This window comes from Gordonia sp. 852002-51296_SCH5728562-b (genome assembly GCF_001665475.1).
In the GTDB taxonomy this organism is placed as follows: Bacteria; Actinomycetota; Actinomycetes; order Mycobacteriales; family Mycobacteriaceae; genus Gordonia; species Gordonia sputi.
In genome coordinates, this window is record NZ_LZMI01000126.1 from 77,716 (window position 1) to 92,035 (window position 14,320).

Annotated in this window: 13 protein-coding genes and 1 pseudogene; 7 read left to right on the forward strand and 7 right to left on the reverse strand. The window is 65.0% G+C overall.

The window, feature by feature from the left end:
- Positions 1–117: 117 nt before the first annotated feature.
- Both A5766_RS20975 and A5766_RS24125 read right to left on the reverse strand, forming a co-directional pair.
- Positions 118–894: an amino acid ABC transporter ATP-binding protein gene (locus A5766_RS20975; protein ID WP_005207946.1), complete on the reverse strand. Its 777-nt coding sequence runs from the start codon at positions 892–894 to the stop codon at positions 118–120.
- Positions 891–2,426 (reverse strand): ABC transporter permease subunit, encoded by a 1,536-nt coding sequence (locus tag A5766_RS24125; protein ID WP_082965590.1) that lies wholly within the window; start codon positions 2,424–2,426, stop codon positions 891–893. The genes A5766_RS20975 and A5766_RS24125 overlap by 4 nt, the downstream gene beginning before the upstream one ends.
- Before the next feature lie 103 nt (positions 2,427–2,529).
- On the opposite strand from A5766_RS24125, the gene A5766_RS20985 reads away from it, so the two are divergent.
- Entirely contained in the window at positions 2,530–3,096 is a 567-nt protein-coding gene (locus tag A5766_RS20985; protein WP_064863670.1) for a DUF4245 domain-containing protein, read from the forward strand.
- A gap of 41 nt (positions 3,097–3,137) precedes the next feature.
- Here the strand turns inward: A5766_RS20985 and A5766_RS20990 are convergent, their stop codons facing one another.
- From A5766_RS20990 to A5766_RS21000, 3 genes are read right to left on the reverse strand one after another with little or no spacing between them, the layout of a single operon-like run.
- Positions 3,138–3,416, reverse strand: coding sequence for an exodeoxyribonuclease VII small subunit (locus tag A5766_RS20990; protein WP_064863618.1), 279 nt, complete (start codon positions 3,414–3,416; stop codon positions 3,138–3,140).
- Positions 3,413–4,759 carry an exodeoxyribonuclease VII large subunit gene (gene xseA / locus A5766_RS20995; RefSeq protein WP_064865486.1) on the reverse strand — a complete coding sequence of 449 codons (1,347 nt, stop codon included), beginning with the start codon at positions 4,757–4,759 and terminating at the stop codon, positions 3,413–3,415. Before xseA ends, A5766_RS20990 begins: the two co-directional genes overlap by 4 nt.
- The gene (locus A5766_RS21000) at positions 4,756–5,637 is read right to left on the reverse strand and encodes a lipid droplet-associated protein (RefSeq protein ID WP_064906246.1); all 882 of its coding nucleotides are present in this window, start codon (positions 5,635–5,637) and stop codon (positions 4,756–4,758) included. Before A5766_RS21000 ends, xseA begins: the two co-directional genes overlap by 4 nt.
- 83 nt (positions 5,638–5,720) lie before the next feature.
- Between A5766_RS21000 and A5766_RS21005 the strand changes: the two genes are divergently transcribed.
- Positions 5,721–6,677, forward strand: coding sequence for a 4-hydroxy-3-methylbut-2-enyl diphosphate reductase (locus A5766_RS21005; RefSeq protein ID WP_005207952.1), 957 nt, complete (start codon positions 5,721–5,723; stop codon positions 6,675–6,677).
- A 17-nt stretch (positions 6,678–6,694) separates the two neighbouring features.
- Here the strand turns inward: A5766_RS21005 and mycP are convergent, their stop codons facing one another.
- On the reverse strand, positions 6,695–8,041 hold the full coding sequence (gene mycP / locus A5766_RS21010) for a type VII secretion-associated serine protease mycosin (RefSeq protein ID WP_064906248.1): 1,347 nt from the start codon (positions 8,039–8,041) through the stop codon (positions 6,695–6,697).
- Positions 8,042–8,079: 38 nt separating this feature from the next.
- Complete coding sequence (gene eccD, locus A5766_RS21015) at positions 8,080–9,651, reverse strand: type VII secretion integral membrane protein EccD (protein WP_442902981.1); 1,572 nt, start codon at positions 9,649–9,651, stop codon at positions 8,080–8,082.
- 127 nt (positions 9,652–9,778) lie between these two features.
- On the opposite strand from eccD, the pseudogene eccCa reads away from it, so the two are divergent.
- The 5 genes and pseudogenes from eccCa to A5766_RS21040 form a co-directional block, all read left to right on the forward strand.
- Positions 9,779–11,413, forward strand: a pseudogene (gene eccCa / locus A5766_RS21020) (type VII secretion protein EccCa); the annotation flags it as partial.
- Positions 11,407–12,738: a recombinase family protein gene (locus A5766_RS21025; protein ID WP_064906236.1), complete on the forward strand. Its 1,332-nt coding sequence runs from the start codon at positions 11,407–11,409 to the stop codon at positions 12,736–12,738. The pseudogene eccCa and the gene A5766_RS21025, both read left to right, overlap by 7 nt.
- A gap of 757 nt (positions 12,739–13,495) precedes the next feature.
- On the forward strand, positions 13,496–13,747 hold the full coding sequence (locus A5766_RS25200; protein WP_064906238.1) for a DUF6011 domain-containing protein: 252 nt from the start codon (positions 13,496–13,498) through the stop codon (positions 13,745–13,747).
- The gene (locus A5766_RS21035; RefSeq protein ID WP_064906240.1) at positions 13,744–14,028 is read left to right on the forward strand and encodes a DUF2742 domain-containing protein; all 285 of its coding nucleotides are present in this window, start codon (positions 13,744–13,746) and stop codon (positions 14,026–14,028) included. The genes A5766_RS25200 and A5766_RS21035 overlap by 4 nt, the downstream gene beginning before the upstream one ends.
- Positions 14,025–14,288, forward strand: a complete 264-nt coding sequence (locus A5766_RS21040) for a hypothetical protein (RefSeq protein ID WP_064906242.1) — start codon at positions 14,025–14,027, stop codon at positions 14,286–14,288. Before A5766_RS21035 ends, A5766_RS21040 begins: the two co-directional genes overlap by 4 nt.
- The last annotated feature ends 32 nt before the right edge of the window (positions 14,289–14,320 follow it).

Sequence of the window (14,320 nt, forward strand, 5' to 3'; positions counted from 1 at the left end):
ACGCGGCATCGGGCGAATGACGCCCATCGATCATCCTTTCATGACGAGTGCGAGTTCACGCACCCGCCTCGGGAGTGATCTGACGCGTCGATGCAGCGCACGCGGGTTGTGGAGGCCTCAGAGGGGGTCGAGGATGCGACGGAGGAACTGACGGGTGCGTTCCTCCGCGGGATGTGCGATCACCGCGTCGGGGCCGCCCTGCTCGACGATCACACCACCGTCGACGAACAGCACCTGGTCGGCGACCTCCTGCGCGAATCGGATCTCGTGGGTCACGACGACCATCGTCCAGCTCTCCTCGGCGAGACCCTTGAGCACTTTCAGCACGTCGCCGACGAGTTCGGGATCAAGCGCCGACGTCGGTTCGTCGAACAACAGGACCTGCGGATGCAGCGCGACGGCGCGGACGATCCCCACTCGCTGCTGCTGGCCGCCCGACAACTGGTGCGGGTATTGGTTGCGCTTCTCGGCGAGCCCGACGCTGGCCAGCAGTGCTTCGGCCTCCGCAGTGGCGTCGGCCTTGCTGCGACGCTGCACCGTGACGGGCCCCTCGATGACGTTCTCGAGGACCGTCATGTGAGGAAAGAGGTTGTAGTTCTGGAACACCATCGCACTCTGCGCGCGATACCTGGCGATGTCGGATTTCGAGTACGTGCCGTCGAAGTCGATCGTCTGCTCCCCGACGCGGATGACTCCGGCGTCGGGGATGTCGAGGGCGTTGAGCGATCGCAGGATGGTGGTCTTGCCCGAGCCGGATGGGCCGACGATGACGGTCACCGTGCCGCGGTCGACGGTGAAGTCGATGCCGCGCAGAACGTGGTTGTCGCCGAAGGACTTCTGCAGCCCGGCGACGTCGACGACTCGCTCCGGCTGCTTGCTGACGGGTTCACTCATGACGTCACGAACCTTCCCAATCGGGACTCGAGCCTGTTCTGCAGGGCGGACAGGACCATGCACACGATCCAGTAGTAGATGGCTGCGGTGGTGTAGAGCGCGAAGAACTCGAATGTCGGTGCTGCGGCGAGCTGGGCGACCCGCAGCAGTTCGGTCACCAGGATCGTCGACGCCAGGGAGGTGTCCTTGACCAACGAGATCAACGTGTTGGACAAGCCCGGCACCGCGTTGCGTGCCGCCTGCGGCAGGATGATCCGACGCATCGTCGTGCGGTAATTCATGCCGATCGTCTGGGCCGCTTCTGTCTGCCCCTTCGGAACCGAGAGGATCGCGCTGCGGATGATCTCGGCGGCGTACCCGCCGACGTTGAGCGAGAACGCGACGACGGCGGCGGGGAACGGCGGCACCTTGATGCCCAACTCGGGTAGCGCGTAGAAGATGATGAACAACTGCACCAACAGTGGCGTGCCACGGACGATCGAGATGTAGGCGCGCGCCAGCCAGTTGATCAGTCGTGTCTGCGAGAGCCGTGCCAGCGCCACGATCAAGGCGATCACCAGACCGATCACGAAACTGATCGCGGCGAGCGGCATGGTGACGGTGATGGTCGCCTTGGCCATCGGCCACAGGTTGTCGCCGATGATCTTCCACGTGCTGCGCGGCACTGCCTGCTGCTGCTGTGCGGCAGCGCTTCCGCTGGCATCCGCCTTGAGGTACTTCTGCGAGATGGTCGACAGGGTTCCGTCGGCACTGAGCTCGTCGAGTGCCTTGTTGATGTCGCCGGTGATCCCGCTGTTCTTTCTGGCGGCGAAGGCCTGCTCGCTGGTGTCTCCGGTCTTGGCGGCGATCTTCACGCTCTTGTCGCCGGTCTCGGCGAAGTAGGCGTAGACCGCGACGCTGTCGTTCACGGTTGCCTGGACGCGCCCCTGGTTGAGCAGCTTGATCGCCTGGGTGAAGCCCTCGACGGATTCGACGTTCGCGCCCGCGTCGCGGGCCACCTGTGCCCAGTTACTCGTGGCCGACTGCGCGGTGGTCTTGCCCTTGAGGTCGTCGAGCGAGTGGATGGAGTTGTCGTCGGCGCGGGTGACGATGACACCCTCGCTGACGGCGTATGGCTTGGAGAGGTCGTATTTGGCCTTGCGTTCCGGCGTGATCGACACCTGGTTGGCGACGACGTCGAATCTGCCCGACTCCAGTCCGGCGAAGATGGAATCCCAAGGAGTTGTGACGAATTCGGCCCGCACGCCCATCTTCTTGGCGACCGCGTTCGCAACGTCGACGTCGTAGCCTGCGAGCTCGCCCGTCGTGGGATCGCGATAGCTGAACGGCGCGTAGGTGCCCTCGGTGCCGACACGCAGCACGCCGGAAGAACGGATCTCGTCCATGCCGTTGCGCTGGTCGTCGGAACCGCCGCACGCAGCAAGGGTTGCCGCGGCGATCAGTGTGGACAACACGACGACGGCGATGCGTCCTCTGCCACTGAGCCGGACGGTGGACCCGACACGGGACATGACGAGCTGTAGCGCGCGCATACGGAACCGTACCGCGTGACGGTGGCGGTCGATTGTGGCGGCGCGCACGCTCGTCGAGGGGCGCGACGCAGGGTGTGGCTTGCGGCTGGGATACTCGTCAGCCATGGCGAGCAAACCCCGCATCCTGACCAGCGGCAAGGACATGATCTGGACGCTGATCCCGTTGCTGGCGGTCTGCGCACTGGTGGCGATCGCGTCCGGCAACTGTTCGGTGGGACTGACCGGCACCGCCTCCGACGACAAAACCCCCGCGTACGACGTGCACAACGGACTCGCCGCCGACGCGCGGACCATGCCGTTCCCGATTCGACGACCCCCGACGCCGGAGGGCTGGAAGCCGAACTCGGGCAGCACCGGGGAGATGGCAGGCGGCTCGACGTCGAGCAACGTTGGTTGGGTCACCGGCACCGGCGCCTATCTGCAGCTCACGCAAACCGATGCGTCCGAGGACGATCTCGTCCAGAAGCTCGGCGGCGACGACGTGTCATCGGGAACGGGCACCAAGGACATCGGCGGGCACACCTGGGTGACCTATTCGACGCACGACGGCAACAAGTTCTGGATCACCGACCTCTCCGACGTGCGGATTGCCGTGATGTCACGCGGTCCCGACTCCGAGATGGAGCAGATGGCGCAGTCGGTGCTCGCTCAGCAGCCACTGCCGAAGTAGGACTCCCGATCCCAGTCCCGGTGAGCCCGGCGTGGGTGAGCTCAGTCCTCGTCGGGGTCTGAGTCGTCGAACTCGTCGTCATCCTCGCTGTCATCGGGCGAGAGGGCGGCTTCGATACGGTCACGCGCTCCGGTGAGGTGTTCCTCGCAGCGCGTCGCCAATGCTTCGCCGCGTTCCCAGAGCGCTAGCGATGCGTCGAGGTCGAGGCCACCGTGTTCGAGTGTCGTGACGACCTCGATGAGCTCGTCGCGGGCCTGCTCGTAACCGAGCTGCGCCACCGGAATCGGCTTGGTGGACTTGCCTTTCGCAGGGCCGGTCACTTCGTGCTCCTCTGTGTGCTGGGGGTGTCGTCGTCGGTGGTCTTCGCTGTGCGTTTCTCGGCGTCGGGTGCTTCTGACGTGACCTCAGCCGTGGCTGCGCCGTCGCCGACGCGGATGCGCAGTCGCGCGCCCGCGGGCATTTGGTCGGTCGAGGTCACCACGTGAGGGTCGCCGTCGTCGACGCGTTGGACGACGGCGTACCCGCGGGCGAGGGTCTGTGCCGGACCGAGTGTCGCCAGGCGCGCGGAGAGATGTTCGACGCGGCGCTGCTCGGCGTCGACCATCCTGCTGACGTCGCGTCGGATGTCGCGCCGCATGCGGTCGACGTCGTCGGAGCGTCGGTCGATCATGGTGAACGGGTTGGCGAGGACGGGCCGTGCACGCAGGCCCGCGATCACCCGGTCTTCGCGGTGGACCCAGTGACGGAGTGCGTGGGCGCTGCGTCGACGCATCTCTGCGATGCCGGCGAGTTCTGCGGTGACGTCGGGGACGACGCGCTTGGCCGCATCGGTCGGGGTGGCGGCGCGGATGTCGGCGACGAGGTCGAGGAGCGGATTGTCGGGTTCATGGCCGATCGCGCTGATGACGGGCGTGGTACATGCTGCGACGGCCCGCAGCAGTGCCTCGTCGGAGAAAGGGAGTAGATCCTCGACGCTGCCTCCGCCGCGTGCGATCACGATGACGTCGACGTCGGGGTCGGCGTCGAGATCGGCGAGGTGGGCCAGGATGCGTGGCACCGCTGTCGGTCCCTGGACGGGAGCGTCGCGGACCGCGAAGCGCACCTGCGTCCACCGTGTCTGCGCCACCGACATCACGTCGCGCTGGGCGGCGCTCGCGCGTCCGGAGATCAACCCGACGGTGCGCGGGAGGAACGGCAGCGACCGCTTGAGGCGCGGATCGAAGAGCCCCTCCGCCGCGAGGAGTTGTTTGAGACGTTCGATGCGCAGCAACAGCTGGCCGACGCCGATGGGTCGAATGTCGGTGACGCGCAAGGAGATCGTGCCGCGGCCGGCGTAGAAGTCGGGTCGGCCGAGCATCACGACGTGGCTGCCCTCGGTCACGGGGACCTCGGTGCGCATCAACAGGTCGGGGCTGCAGGTGACGGTGATCGAGATGTCTGCGGCCGGATCGCGAAGCGTGAGGAACGAGGTGCGGGTACCCGGTCGGCGCGAGACCTGGGTGACCTGACCCTCCACCCAGATCTGACCGAGCTTGTTGATCCACTCCGCGATCTTGCGATTGACGGTGCGTACCGGCCACGGGTTGTCGGCATTATTGCCCGTGTCTCTGGAGTTGCCCGTGTCTTTGGAGTTCCCGGGCGGCGTTGCGTTCGCCGAGGTCACGACCGCTTGTTCTGGGCGGTGATCCGGTTGTCGAGCATCGTGATGAACGGCGCCCGGTTCTTGGTCGCTGTTTCGTATGCGACCAGCGCGGTGAGGTCGTCGAGGTCGACGGCCCGCAGTTTGGCGCGCAGTTGGGCCAGAGTCAGGGAGTCGTACTCGATGAACTCGACGATCTCCGGCTTGTCGACGTCGGAGACATCGTCGTCGGAGGTGGGTGTCTCGCCCGCGATGAGGTCGGCGGGTGCTGAGCTGTAGAGCGCGAACCGCCCGGCGTCGGCACGCGGCGCCGCGGTCTTGGCCGCGGAGTTCGACTCCGGTGTCGCGGCCTTCGCGGGTTCCGCAGGCTTGGTGGTCGTCGCGGCGTCGACCGCCTTCGTGGGGGCCTTTGCAGGCGCTGAGTCCTTGGTCGCGGTGCTCTTGTGAGTGTTCTTCTCGGTCGCGGTCTTCGTGGACGCGCCCTCGTGGGTCGAGGTCTTGTGGCTTGCCGCGGGCTTCGAGGACGACTTCGCGGCCGTCTTCGACTTCGCAGGCGTCTTCGGTGTCGCGTGCAGCGTGGTGACCTCGGCGGTTCGGGTCACGGTTGGTTCGGTGTCCGGGCTCTCGATGGGTGTCCCCGGATCGATTTCGGTCAGCTCATCTTCGTCGAAGCGTGCCCACTCGGGCTGTTCGTCGGGTTTGTCGAAGAGGAGGTCGAGGGCCTCGTCGCCCTTGATCGCCAGTTCGGCGATCTGCTGCTGCGCCCGCATGCCGGCTTGCAGCGTCTGACTAACCGCTGTCATGGGCAGCGTGAACAGGCGAGTCGGCAGTCGGCGGGTCTCTTCGATTGCCACGACGATGAGACCTGCGGCGATACGTGCAGGATAGGGTGCGCGAACCATGACCACACTCTGCCATCTGGTCTGCGTCACACCAACCCGAAGCGCGGCGGTTCGCGGGCCCGACACCACGTACCCTGGAGACCATGTCTGAACCCAAGCGTGTCCTGCTGGCCGAGCCGCGCGGTTACTGCGCGGGCGTCGACCGTGCGGTCGAGACCGTCGAACGCGCCCTGGACAAGCACGGAGCACCCGTCTACGTGCGCAAAGAGATCGTTCACAACAGGCACGTCGTCGACACGCTCACCGAGCGTGGCGCCGTGTTCGTCGGCGAGACCGACGAGGTCCCGGAGGGCGCGATCGTCGTCTTCTCCGCACACGGGGTGTCGCCAGAGGTGCATCGCACGGCTGCGGCCCGCAGCCTCAAGACCATCGACGCCACCTGTCCGCTGGTCACCAAGGTGCACCAGGAGGCCAAGCGTTTCGCCCGCGATGATTACGACATCCTGCTGATCGGCCACGAGGGCCATGAGGAGGTCGAGGGAACCTCCGGCGAGGCTCCCGAGCACATCCAGATCGTCGACGGCCCCGACAGCGTCGACAAGGTGACCGTGCGCGACGAGTCCAAGGTGATCTGGCTTTCGCAGACCACACTGTCTGTCGACGAGACGATGGAAACCGTGCGCAGGCTGCGGGAGAAGTTCCCACTTCTCAATGACCCACCGAGCGACGACATCTGCTACGCCACCCAGAACCGCCAGGTCGCGGTGAAGGCGATGGCTCCGCAGTGCGACCTGGTGATCGTGGTGGGGTCCAAGAACTCGTCGAACTCGGTGCGGCTTGTCGAGGTCGCGGTGCAGAACGGCGCCAAGGACGGCCACCTCGTCGACTACGCCCGCGAGATCGACGACGCATGGCTCGACGGCGTCTCGACGGTCGGAGTCACCTCCGGCGCGTCAGTGCCGGAGGTCTTGGTGCGTGGAGTGCTCGACTACCTCGCCGAACGCGGCTACGACTCCGTCGAGAAGGTCAACACCGCCGAGGAGACGCTGACGTTCGCGCTGCCGCGCGAGTTGCGGCCCGCGCGGACGTCGTCGAAGTAGCCGACGGCTCCGGCGTGTCAGTACTCATCGGGACTGAGCGTGCGGGTGCGTCGATGCGGCAGCGCAAGTGCAAGAACCACCACGATGAGCACCGCGGCCGCCCCCGTACCGAGCAGGGCGACGTTGCGGGCGGTGTGATCGGGTGCCTGCGGTGACGGCGGTGCCGCGATCGGATGTGCGACGGCGTCGGCGCGCGGAGTGTCGTCGAGTTCTGCGGTGAGTGCCGCAACGGGGTCGACGACTCCGAATCCGATACGGGTATCGCGACCGGTGCCCGGCGCGTGGGCAGTTCTGGTGACACGATCGATGACCGCGGCTGCAGTCAGACGCGGGTAGCGCGCACGAACGAGCGCGACGAGGCCGCTGACGTAGGCAGTCGAAAAGCTGGTGCCGCGCAAGGGGATTGGTCCCGACTGATCCTGCTGTGCATACACGACGCGCCCCGAGCCGTCGATGCTGATGACGTCGGTTCCCGGCGCTGCGACAGATACCCACGGGCCGTTGATGCTGAAATCGCTTGGGGTGCCGGTGCCCGCGTCCACGGAGCCGACGGTGAGCACGTACGGAGAAAACCATGCGGGGCTCGCGATCATCGACACCGACCGCCATCCCGTCGGGTCGTCGCCGGTCGGGATCGGATTCTGACTCGTACATGCCGAATCGCGTGTCAGGTTGCCTGCGGCGACGACGACAACGACATCGCGCTCGTGTGCGTATCGCACCGCTGCGCCGAGTGATCGGTCGTTGAGCTTGGCGCCCACGGCGGCGCACGCCACCTCCGAGATGTTGATGACCGTTGCACCGAGGTCGACGGCGCGGACCACCGCGTGGGCGAGCGTGCGCACCGAGCCGTATCCACTCCCGACGTGAGGATCGTCGGAATCGCGAGAACGTTTGGCGCCGAACGCCGTACTCGATTGGCGGATCGAGATGATCGACGCGTCGGGTGCCACACCTGCGAAGGCGTCGGTGCTGCTCGGCGCACCCGCGATGATGCCCGCGACGAGAGTGCCGTGTGCGTCGCAGTCGGACAAACCGTCGCCGGTCGACACGTAGTCGCCACCCGCGGTCAGCCGGGGGAGTCGTCGACTCGGGCTGACGCCGGTGTCGATCACCGCGACGCGCTGGCCTGCGCCCCTGCTGAAGCGCCACGCATCGGGCAGCCGCATCATCGCCTGCGCACCTGTCGCCGACGAATACGCCTCTGCGGCAAGCGGTGCGGCACACAGTGTGCGTTGCTCTGTGGGTTCGGGTGGTGCGACCGGTGCAGATCTGATGAGTGCGGCGGTGTCGATGACCGGTGGTGTCACAGCGAGAGCCGGAGCCTCACTCGAGCACACGAGCACCGCAATGCACGACACCATCGCTGCCACAACAGAACACGCGCGTGCACGCGACAACGTCAGAACTCCCGCACGAGCCGGTACAGATCGAGTATCCACAACAGCAACGGGATCACCGCGAGCAGCAGCGCGTACTCGAACAACTCGGCGCTGCGTCGCAGCATAGGCGAGAAGTCATGAACCGCAGCGAGTCTGCCGACGATCACGGCAACGACAGCGAGCGCTGTGGCGACGCCGAACCCGATCAGCGCCCACGGCGACGGATCGCCCACCGTAAGTCCGACGAACACCGCGATCACCGTCAATGCGCCACCGGCGATCTGCGTTGCGGCCTGCGCGAGGTCGCTGTGCGAGCGACCGCGCAGACACAGGACCACACCGATGACGATCGCGTATGCGACCGCGATCGCGTGGAATCCGGAGAGGGGAGCCGCTGCGCCGCAGGCTGCCACGGCGGTGACAGCGGTTGCGCCGCCGATGATTCCGGTCAGATACGCGTTGGCGAGGTGTGAGCGTCGTTCGAGCGCATCGACTTTGGGCAGTGCAATCGCACCGATCGCGCCGATTCCCTCGATCGCCGGTGTGGGTTCGAAGACATCGAGGTCGATCGGGGCGCCCGCTGTCGGGACCGGTGGCACAGGCAGTTTGGTGAGCAGGATCGTCGTGCGCGATGCGGTGCATACGGTCAACAGGCCGACGGCAGCCACGATGGCCGACACCTTCTCAACGCCGATGCCGGTGCCGGCGACGAGTGCCAGAACTGCTCCTGCACCGGTCAGCGTGGACGCGGTGGTCAGTGCGCTGTGGGTGATCGGTCCGACAGCGGTCACCCGATATGAGACGACTGCGGCGAGCAACACCAGCGCACACCCCAGTGCCAGATGGGCGGCGCCGAACGTACCGGGAGGGGTCAATAGGCCCGCGACAAATGCGAAGGGCATGGCTGACGCCGACAGCACGGTGGCCGACGGCGCGTCGTCGAAGTGTCGGGCGACAACAGCCGCGGCGACGAGGAAAGCCAGCGCAGCGATACCGCCGAATAGTGCTGTCGTGCTTCCCATTCCACCGAGACGAGTGAGGCTCAGCGATGCTGCAGCACCCAGTGCGGCGATCAACGTCGCGACATATCCGGCGTATCGCGCGGCGAGTGGCGACCACGTCGCGAACACCGAATCGTTGAGTCGCGCGACAGCGTCGACGACGTCGTCGAACAACACGGGCGACTCGCCGGTGTCGACCAACTGCAGCATCAGCAGGTCGCCGTCACGAACACCCGACTCCGACAATGTTCGGTTCGGTACGAGCGGCTCCTGTCCGACAAGTGCGAGCGTCCAACGGTGCTGGCGGTCGGGTGGCTGCGTCGAGGGATCGACGTCGGGGTCGTCCGGGTCGTGTTGGACCGGGACGCGCGAGGTGATCTGGGTGACGAGCTCGCCGATCAGCACCGCCACCGGCACGGCTGCGGGAAGCCCGACGTCGAGCTGGGTATTGCCGCCCAGGACAGACACGCGAACGAGGGCCGGCTCGATCGGCGTCGTACGGCTGGCGCGTCGCTCGCCGGCAGGCCCGCTCCCGACTGGGCTGTCGACCGGGCTGCCCCCGACCATTCTCGACGTGTCCACAGATGTCATGTTTGTCCGTTCTCCCCGCGGTTGGGAGTTAACATAGCGAACTACGACATCGACGACCAGCCAAGTCTCAACAGGGCTAGAAGCCATGAGGCGCAGCGTGTGTCCGGGTTCTGTGGGGGGAGATGAGTTGGCTTCGACGACCGAGGGGTTCGTGCGTCGTGCGCGGATCGCCATGCCGCGTACGCCGGGCGGCGAGTTGACGATCGCACCGCCGCCGGACGTGCCCCGTGTGGTCCCCGGGAATCTGTTGATGAAACTGCTGCCGGTCGTCATGATCGTGGCGGTCGTCGGCATGCTGGCATTGATGTTCGCGACCGGCGGTCGCAATATTCTCAGCAATCCGCTCTTCATGATGTTTCCGCTGATGATGCTCATGTCGATGTTCGGCATGTTCGCCGCGGGTGGTCGCGGAGGCGGTAAGCGGGCCGCGGAACTCAACGAGGAGCGCAAGGACTACTTCAGGTACCTCGGACAACTGCGTGACCAGGTCCGCGACACCGTCGACGCGCAACGCGCAGCGCTGACCTGGAGCCATCCCGACCCGCGCACACTGCCGACGCTCATCGGTACGCGTCGGATGTGGGAACGACGGCCCTCTGATCCCGACTTCGCACACGTCCGGATCGGAGTCGGCGCGCATGGACTCGCGACGCGCCTGATGCCGCCCGAGACGGGCCCTCCCGAAGACCTCGAACCCGTCTCGATGGTCGCGTTACGTCGTTTTGTGCGAACGCATTCCGTCGTTCACCGATTACCGACGTCGATCTCGCTGCGCGGGTTCCCGGCGGTCAACATCGGCGGCGTCCGCGGAGAAACCCGCGACGTGGTGCGCGCCCTCGTGGCAGAACTGTGTGTGTTTCACGGTCCAGACCATCTGCGGATCGCGATCGTCACCGCCGACCCCGTCGGCGAGGCATGGGACTGGACGAAATGGCTTCCCCACGTGGGACATCCGAGCCTTCGCGACGGATTGGGGCCGCTGCGTATGGTCTTCGAGTCGCTCGCCGATCTGGAGACGTCCCTTGCGGCGGAACTACTCGACCGCGGTCGATTCAGCCGGTCCGCGCCACCCGTGGCCGGACGAGCGCATGTCGTCGTGATCATCGACGACGGCCACGTCGCCGGAGACGAACGGCTGGTCAACGATGCCGGCACCGAACAGGTGACCGTTCTCGATCTGTCTGCCCCACCAGATGGACTCGCGGCACGCCGCGGCCTCGAGTTGATGATTCGCGGCGGCAAGGTCTGTGCGCGAAGCGCTGTCGGCATCGAGGAGTTCGCCGACATGGACGGGTTGACGATCGCCGAAGCGGAGGCCATCGCGCGCAAACTCGCTCGCTACCATGTGGCAACCGCGGCGAGCATGGCCAACCTGGACTCCGAGGCGACAGCGGGCGACCCGGGACTGCCCGCACTTCTCGGCATCGACGACGTTGCCCGCTTCGATCCGAGCGTGCAGTGGCGCGGTCGGACCGGTAAAGATCGCCTCCGTGTGCCGATCGGTTTCCAGCCGAACGGAACGCCTGTCGAACTCGACATCAAAGAGAGCGCACACGGAGGCACCGGACCGCACGGATTATGTATCGGCGCAACGGGTTCGGGAAAGTCCGAGTTTCTGCGCACGCTCGTCGTATCCATGTTGGCAACACACTCGCCTGCCGAACTCAACCTCGTTCTCGTCGACTTCAAAGGCGGGGCGACGTTCCTGGGTGTTGTTTGTCCAGTTACACACCTAAACGCGCTATCGTCATTGGTATGTCGACCGCCATCTACTGCCGAATCAGCTCAGACCCTCGAGGTACCGAGCTCGGTGTCGACCGACAAGAGCAAGACTGCCGGAAGCTCGCAGAAACCCTGGGATGGAACAACATCCGCGTGTTCGTCGACAACGACACCTCGGCCTTCTCCGGTAAGCGCCGCCCACAGTACGAAGAGATGCTCAACGCAATCGAGGCCGGTGACATTCAGGGACTTGTTGCATGGCACTCGGACCGGCTACACCGTTCGCCGATCGAGCTCGAGCGATTCATCGAGCTAGTCGACAAGCAACGAGTCGAGATACGAACCGTCACGAGTGGCACACTCGACCTCTCCACTTCGGCTGGCCGAATGGTTGCCCGAATCCTCGGAAGTGTCGCCCGTCAAGAGAGCGAACACTCTTCGGAGCGTCGCAAACGGGCCAATGACCAGCGTGCCGCTGCGGGGGAGTGGGTCGCCACAAAAACTCCGTTCGGCTTCACCTCCGATGGCCTGCACGTCGAATCCGAGGCCCAGGCGATTCGCTCCGCAACAGCAGAAATACTCGCGGGCGGCACACTGCGAGGTGTTGCTCGGCAATGGAATGCTGCCGGCCACCGCACGCGCACTACAGGGCAGGAGTGGGGCGGGACTACGGTCAGGAGAGTGCTGCTGAACCCCCGTCACGCCGGAATGGTTGTCCACCGCGGCGATGTAGTTGGGCGGGGGCAGTGGGAACCGATTGTCGACCGAGACGATCAACTCGCAGTCGAGGCGATCCTTAGCGACCCTGCCAGACGAAACAACGTCTCCTTCGAGCGTAAATACCAAGGCACCCAGGTCTATCGCTGCGGTGTCTGCGGTAAACGTGTGCAAGTTCATCGCGCAGGAGAAAGGGTGTCCTACGCCTGTCTCGACAGACACGTGCGCCGCAACCAAGGGGCGCTGGATGACTACATTTCGGCAATTGTGGTTGGGCATTTGAGTTCGCAGAGGGTCGAGGTCAGTAGCCGACCAGACACGTCGGCGATGAGTACCAGGCGTGATGGGCTTCGTGTACGTCTCGATGAACTGGCCGCGTTGTTCGCCTCGGGTGTAATCGATGCCTCTCAGTTGGCGCGCGGCACTGGGGATCTTCGGGCTGAGCTCGAGAAGGTTGAGCGTCAGATCGCCGAAGCTAGGCAGGTGAGTCCACTCGACGGTGAGAGTGACCTGACTGCTGCGTGGGAGCGGCTCAGCCCGGATGCGCGCGGCAAGGTCATTGACGCACTCATGACTGTAACGATTCAAAGGGCTCCGCGGGGACAGAAGCGATTTCTGCCAGAGTTCATTGATGTGGAGTGGAAATGACGCATATTCTCGAGATCTATTGCGAAGGCAACGGTGTAGCGCACGAGAGGTGGTTCGTCGCGCGATTGGTGCGCACAATCTATGCAGATGGTCGATCTGGATGGACTGTCGCTCGCGAGTTCCGATCCCGCCAACACCACAAGAATGTCTCTGGGCCGGACCCAGATGAAAGCGACTACAACCGCATCAGCTTGCAATGTGCGTGCAAGGTGGATGCGGCAGGCTCGTGGCGGAAGTGCGGCGTCAACATTCAAGTCCACCGAGGGACCGCAGCGTTTGATCGCATCGTGGCGCTGTGCGATATGGCTTCAACACGCCATCTGACCGACATTTCGCTACGCACTCTTGCTGCTAGGGTTGGAGTAACGGGTTAGCGTGTCGCACCTCTGAGTGCCGCCTGAGTCTACAAAGGCCGACTGCGTTTTAAGCCTCTCATCGGAGGGTAGTTTCTTGCTGCCCTTTGGAGGCTTCCCTTGTCTGGTGCATCTCGCACGAGTCGAACTGCTCGCGCCAAACTGGCCTACGCCACGCGCACATACGGTCCAGAATCCCATGAAGTCGCTAGCGCCAGAAGAGATTTCAGTGCTGCGCGCATCGAGGATCATGTTCGCGAACTCTTGGCGAAGGCACCGCCCCTCACTTCCGAACAACGCGAACGAATCGCGGCTCTGCTCCGCGTCGGTCCACGACCCCAGGCCGAACACGCGGACCTCGGTCTCGTCGACGTCGATCACGACGCCATCGGCGGCGATGTCGAATGATTGCAAAGAAAAACCCCGGCGGGCGAGCCGGGGAATCTCAAGCAGTCGAGTGGGTGCGCGACTACCTCGAGTATAGCGAACCGCTCACCGTTGAGGAGCGCTCTGAGGTCGCTGCCGTGTCTGTCGTCGTCGAACTCGGCTACCGGCCTGCCGTGCAGTGCACGTCGTGCGGGTCGTGGCTCGTAGCTCCGAAATCCGTTGCGTTGCATCGTGGCCCGGTTTGCCGGAGCAAGGACGGTGACGCATGACGTCACTGACCTATGAGCGCGCAAACAATCTTCGGTACAAACTCATCGACGTCGAATTGCCCGAGGGTGTCGACCGGGCGATGTTCTGTGCGTTGCTCACTGCGGGCGTCCGCGGCTGTTTGGAGCAGGAGCTCGACGCACTCGAGGACAGTCGGAATGCGATGAAGGATGCGGCCCTGGCGATCTCGCAGGCTGCGGACTGGAATGCCGTCGCCAAGCGGCTCCGTGACCGTGACGCCGCAATTCGTTCCGGCGCTTTCGTTGAGCGGGTGATCACATGAGCGTGCCCAACTTCTACGACGCGCCCGAATTTGACGAGAACGGATTACCCTGTCAGACAGCGACTCTCGCTGACGTCCACGCGGCCTTCACCGACTGGCTCGGCGACGATTACGACACCGACGCGCTCGACGCGGTGCTCGCTGCTGCGGCTGTCGAGCAACTCGACGGAGACCCGCTCTGGTTGCTACTGATCTCCGGTTCAGGCAACGCTAAGCCTCGATCCACCGATCGGCTTTTGCGGTGTGGTGAAAAGTGTTGAGCACGTTCGGCCTGGGTGGCGGGCATGAGTCA

Coding starts and splice junctions, on each gene's coding strand:
- A5766_RS21005 (WP_005207952.1), top strand. CDS start 5,721: ATGTCTGAACCCAAGCGTGTCCTGCTGGCCGAGCCGCGCGGTTACTGC.
- A5766_RS20975 (WP_005207946.1), bottom strand. CDS start 894: ATGAGTGAACCCGTCAGCAAGCAGCCGGAGCGAGTCGTCGACGTCGCC.
- eccD (WP_442902981.1), bottom strand. CDS start 9,651: ATGACATCTGTGGACACGTCGAGAATGGTCGGGGGCAGCCCGGTCGAC.
- A5766_RS21035 (WP_064906240.1), top strand. CDS start 13,744: ATGACGTCACTGACCTATGAGCGCGCAAACAATCTTCGGTACAAACTC.
- A5766_RS20985 (WP_064863670.1), top strand. CDS start 2,530: ATGGCGAGCAAACCCCGCATCCTGACCAGCGGCAAGGACATGATCTGG.
- A5766_RS21040 (WP_064906242.1), top strand. CDS start 14,025: ATGAGCGTGCCCAACTTCTACGACGCGCCCGAATTTGACGAGAACGGA.
- A5766_RS25200 (WP_064906238.1), top strand. CDS start 13,496: ATGATTGCAAAGAAAAACCCCGGCGGGCGAGCCGGGGAATCTCAAGCA.
- A5766_RS21000 (WP_064906246.1), bottom strand. CDS start 5,637: ATGGTTCGCGCACCCTATCCTGCACGTATCGCCGCAGGTCTCATCGTC.
- A5766_RS21025 (WP_064906236.1), top strand. CDS start 11,407: ATGTCGACCGCCATCTACTGCCGAATCAGCTCAGACCCTCGAGGTACC.
- A5766_RS24125 (WP_082965590.1), bottom strand. CDS start 2,426: ATGCGCGCGCTACAGCTCGTCATGTCCCGTGTCGGGTCCACCGTCCGG.
- mycP (WP_064906248.1), bottom strand. CDS start 8,041: ATGGTGTCGTGCATTGCGGTGCTCGTGTGCTCGAGTGAGGCTCCGGCT.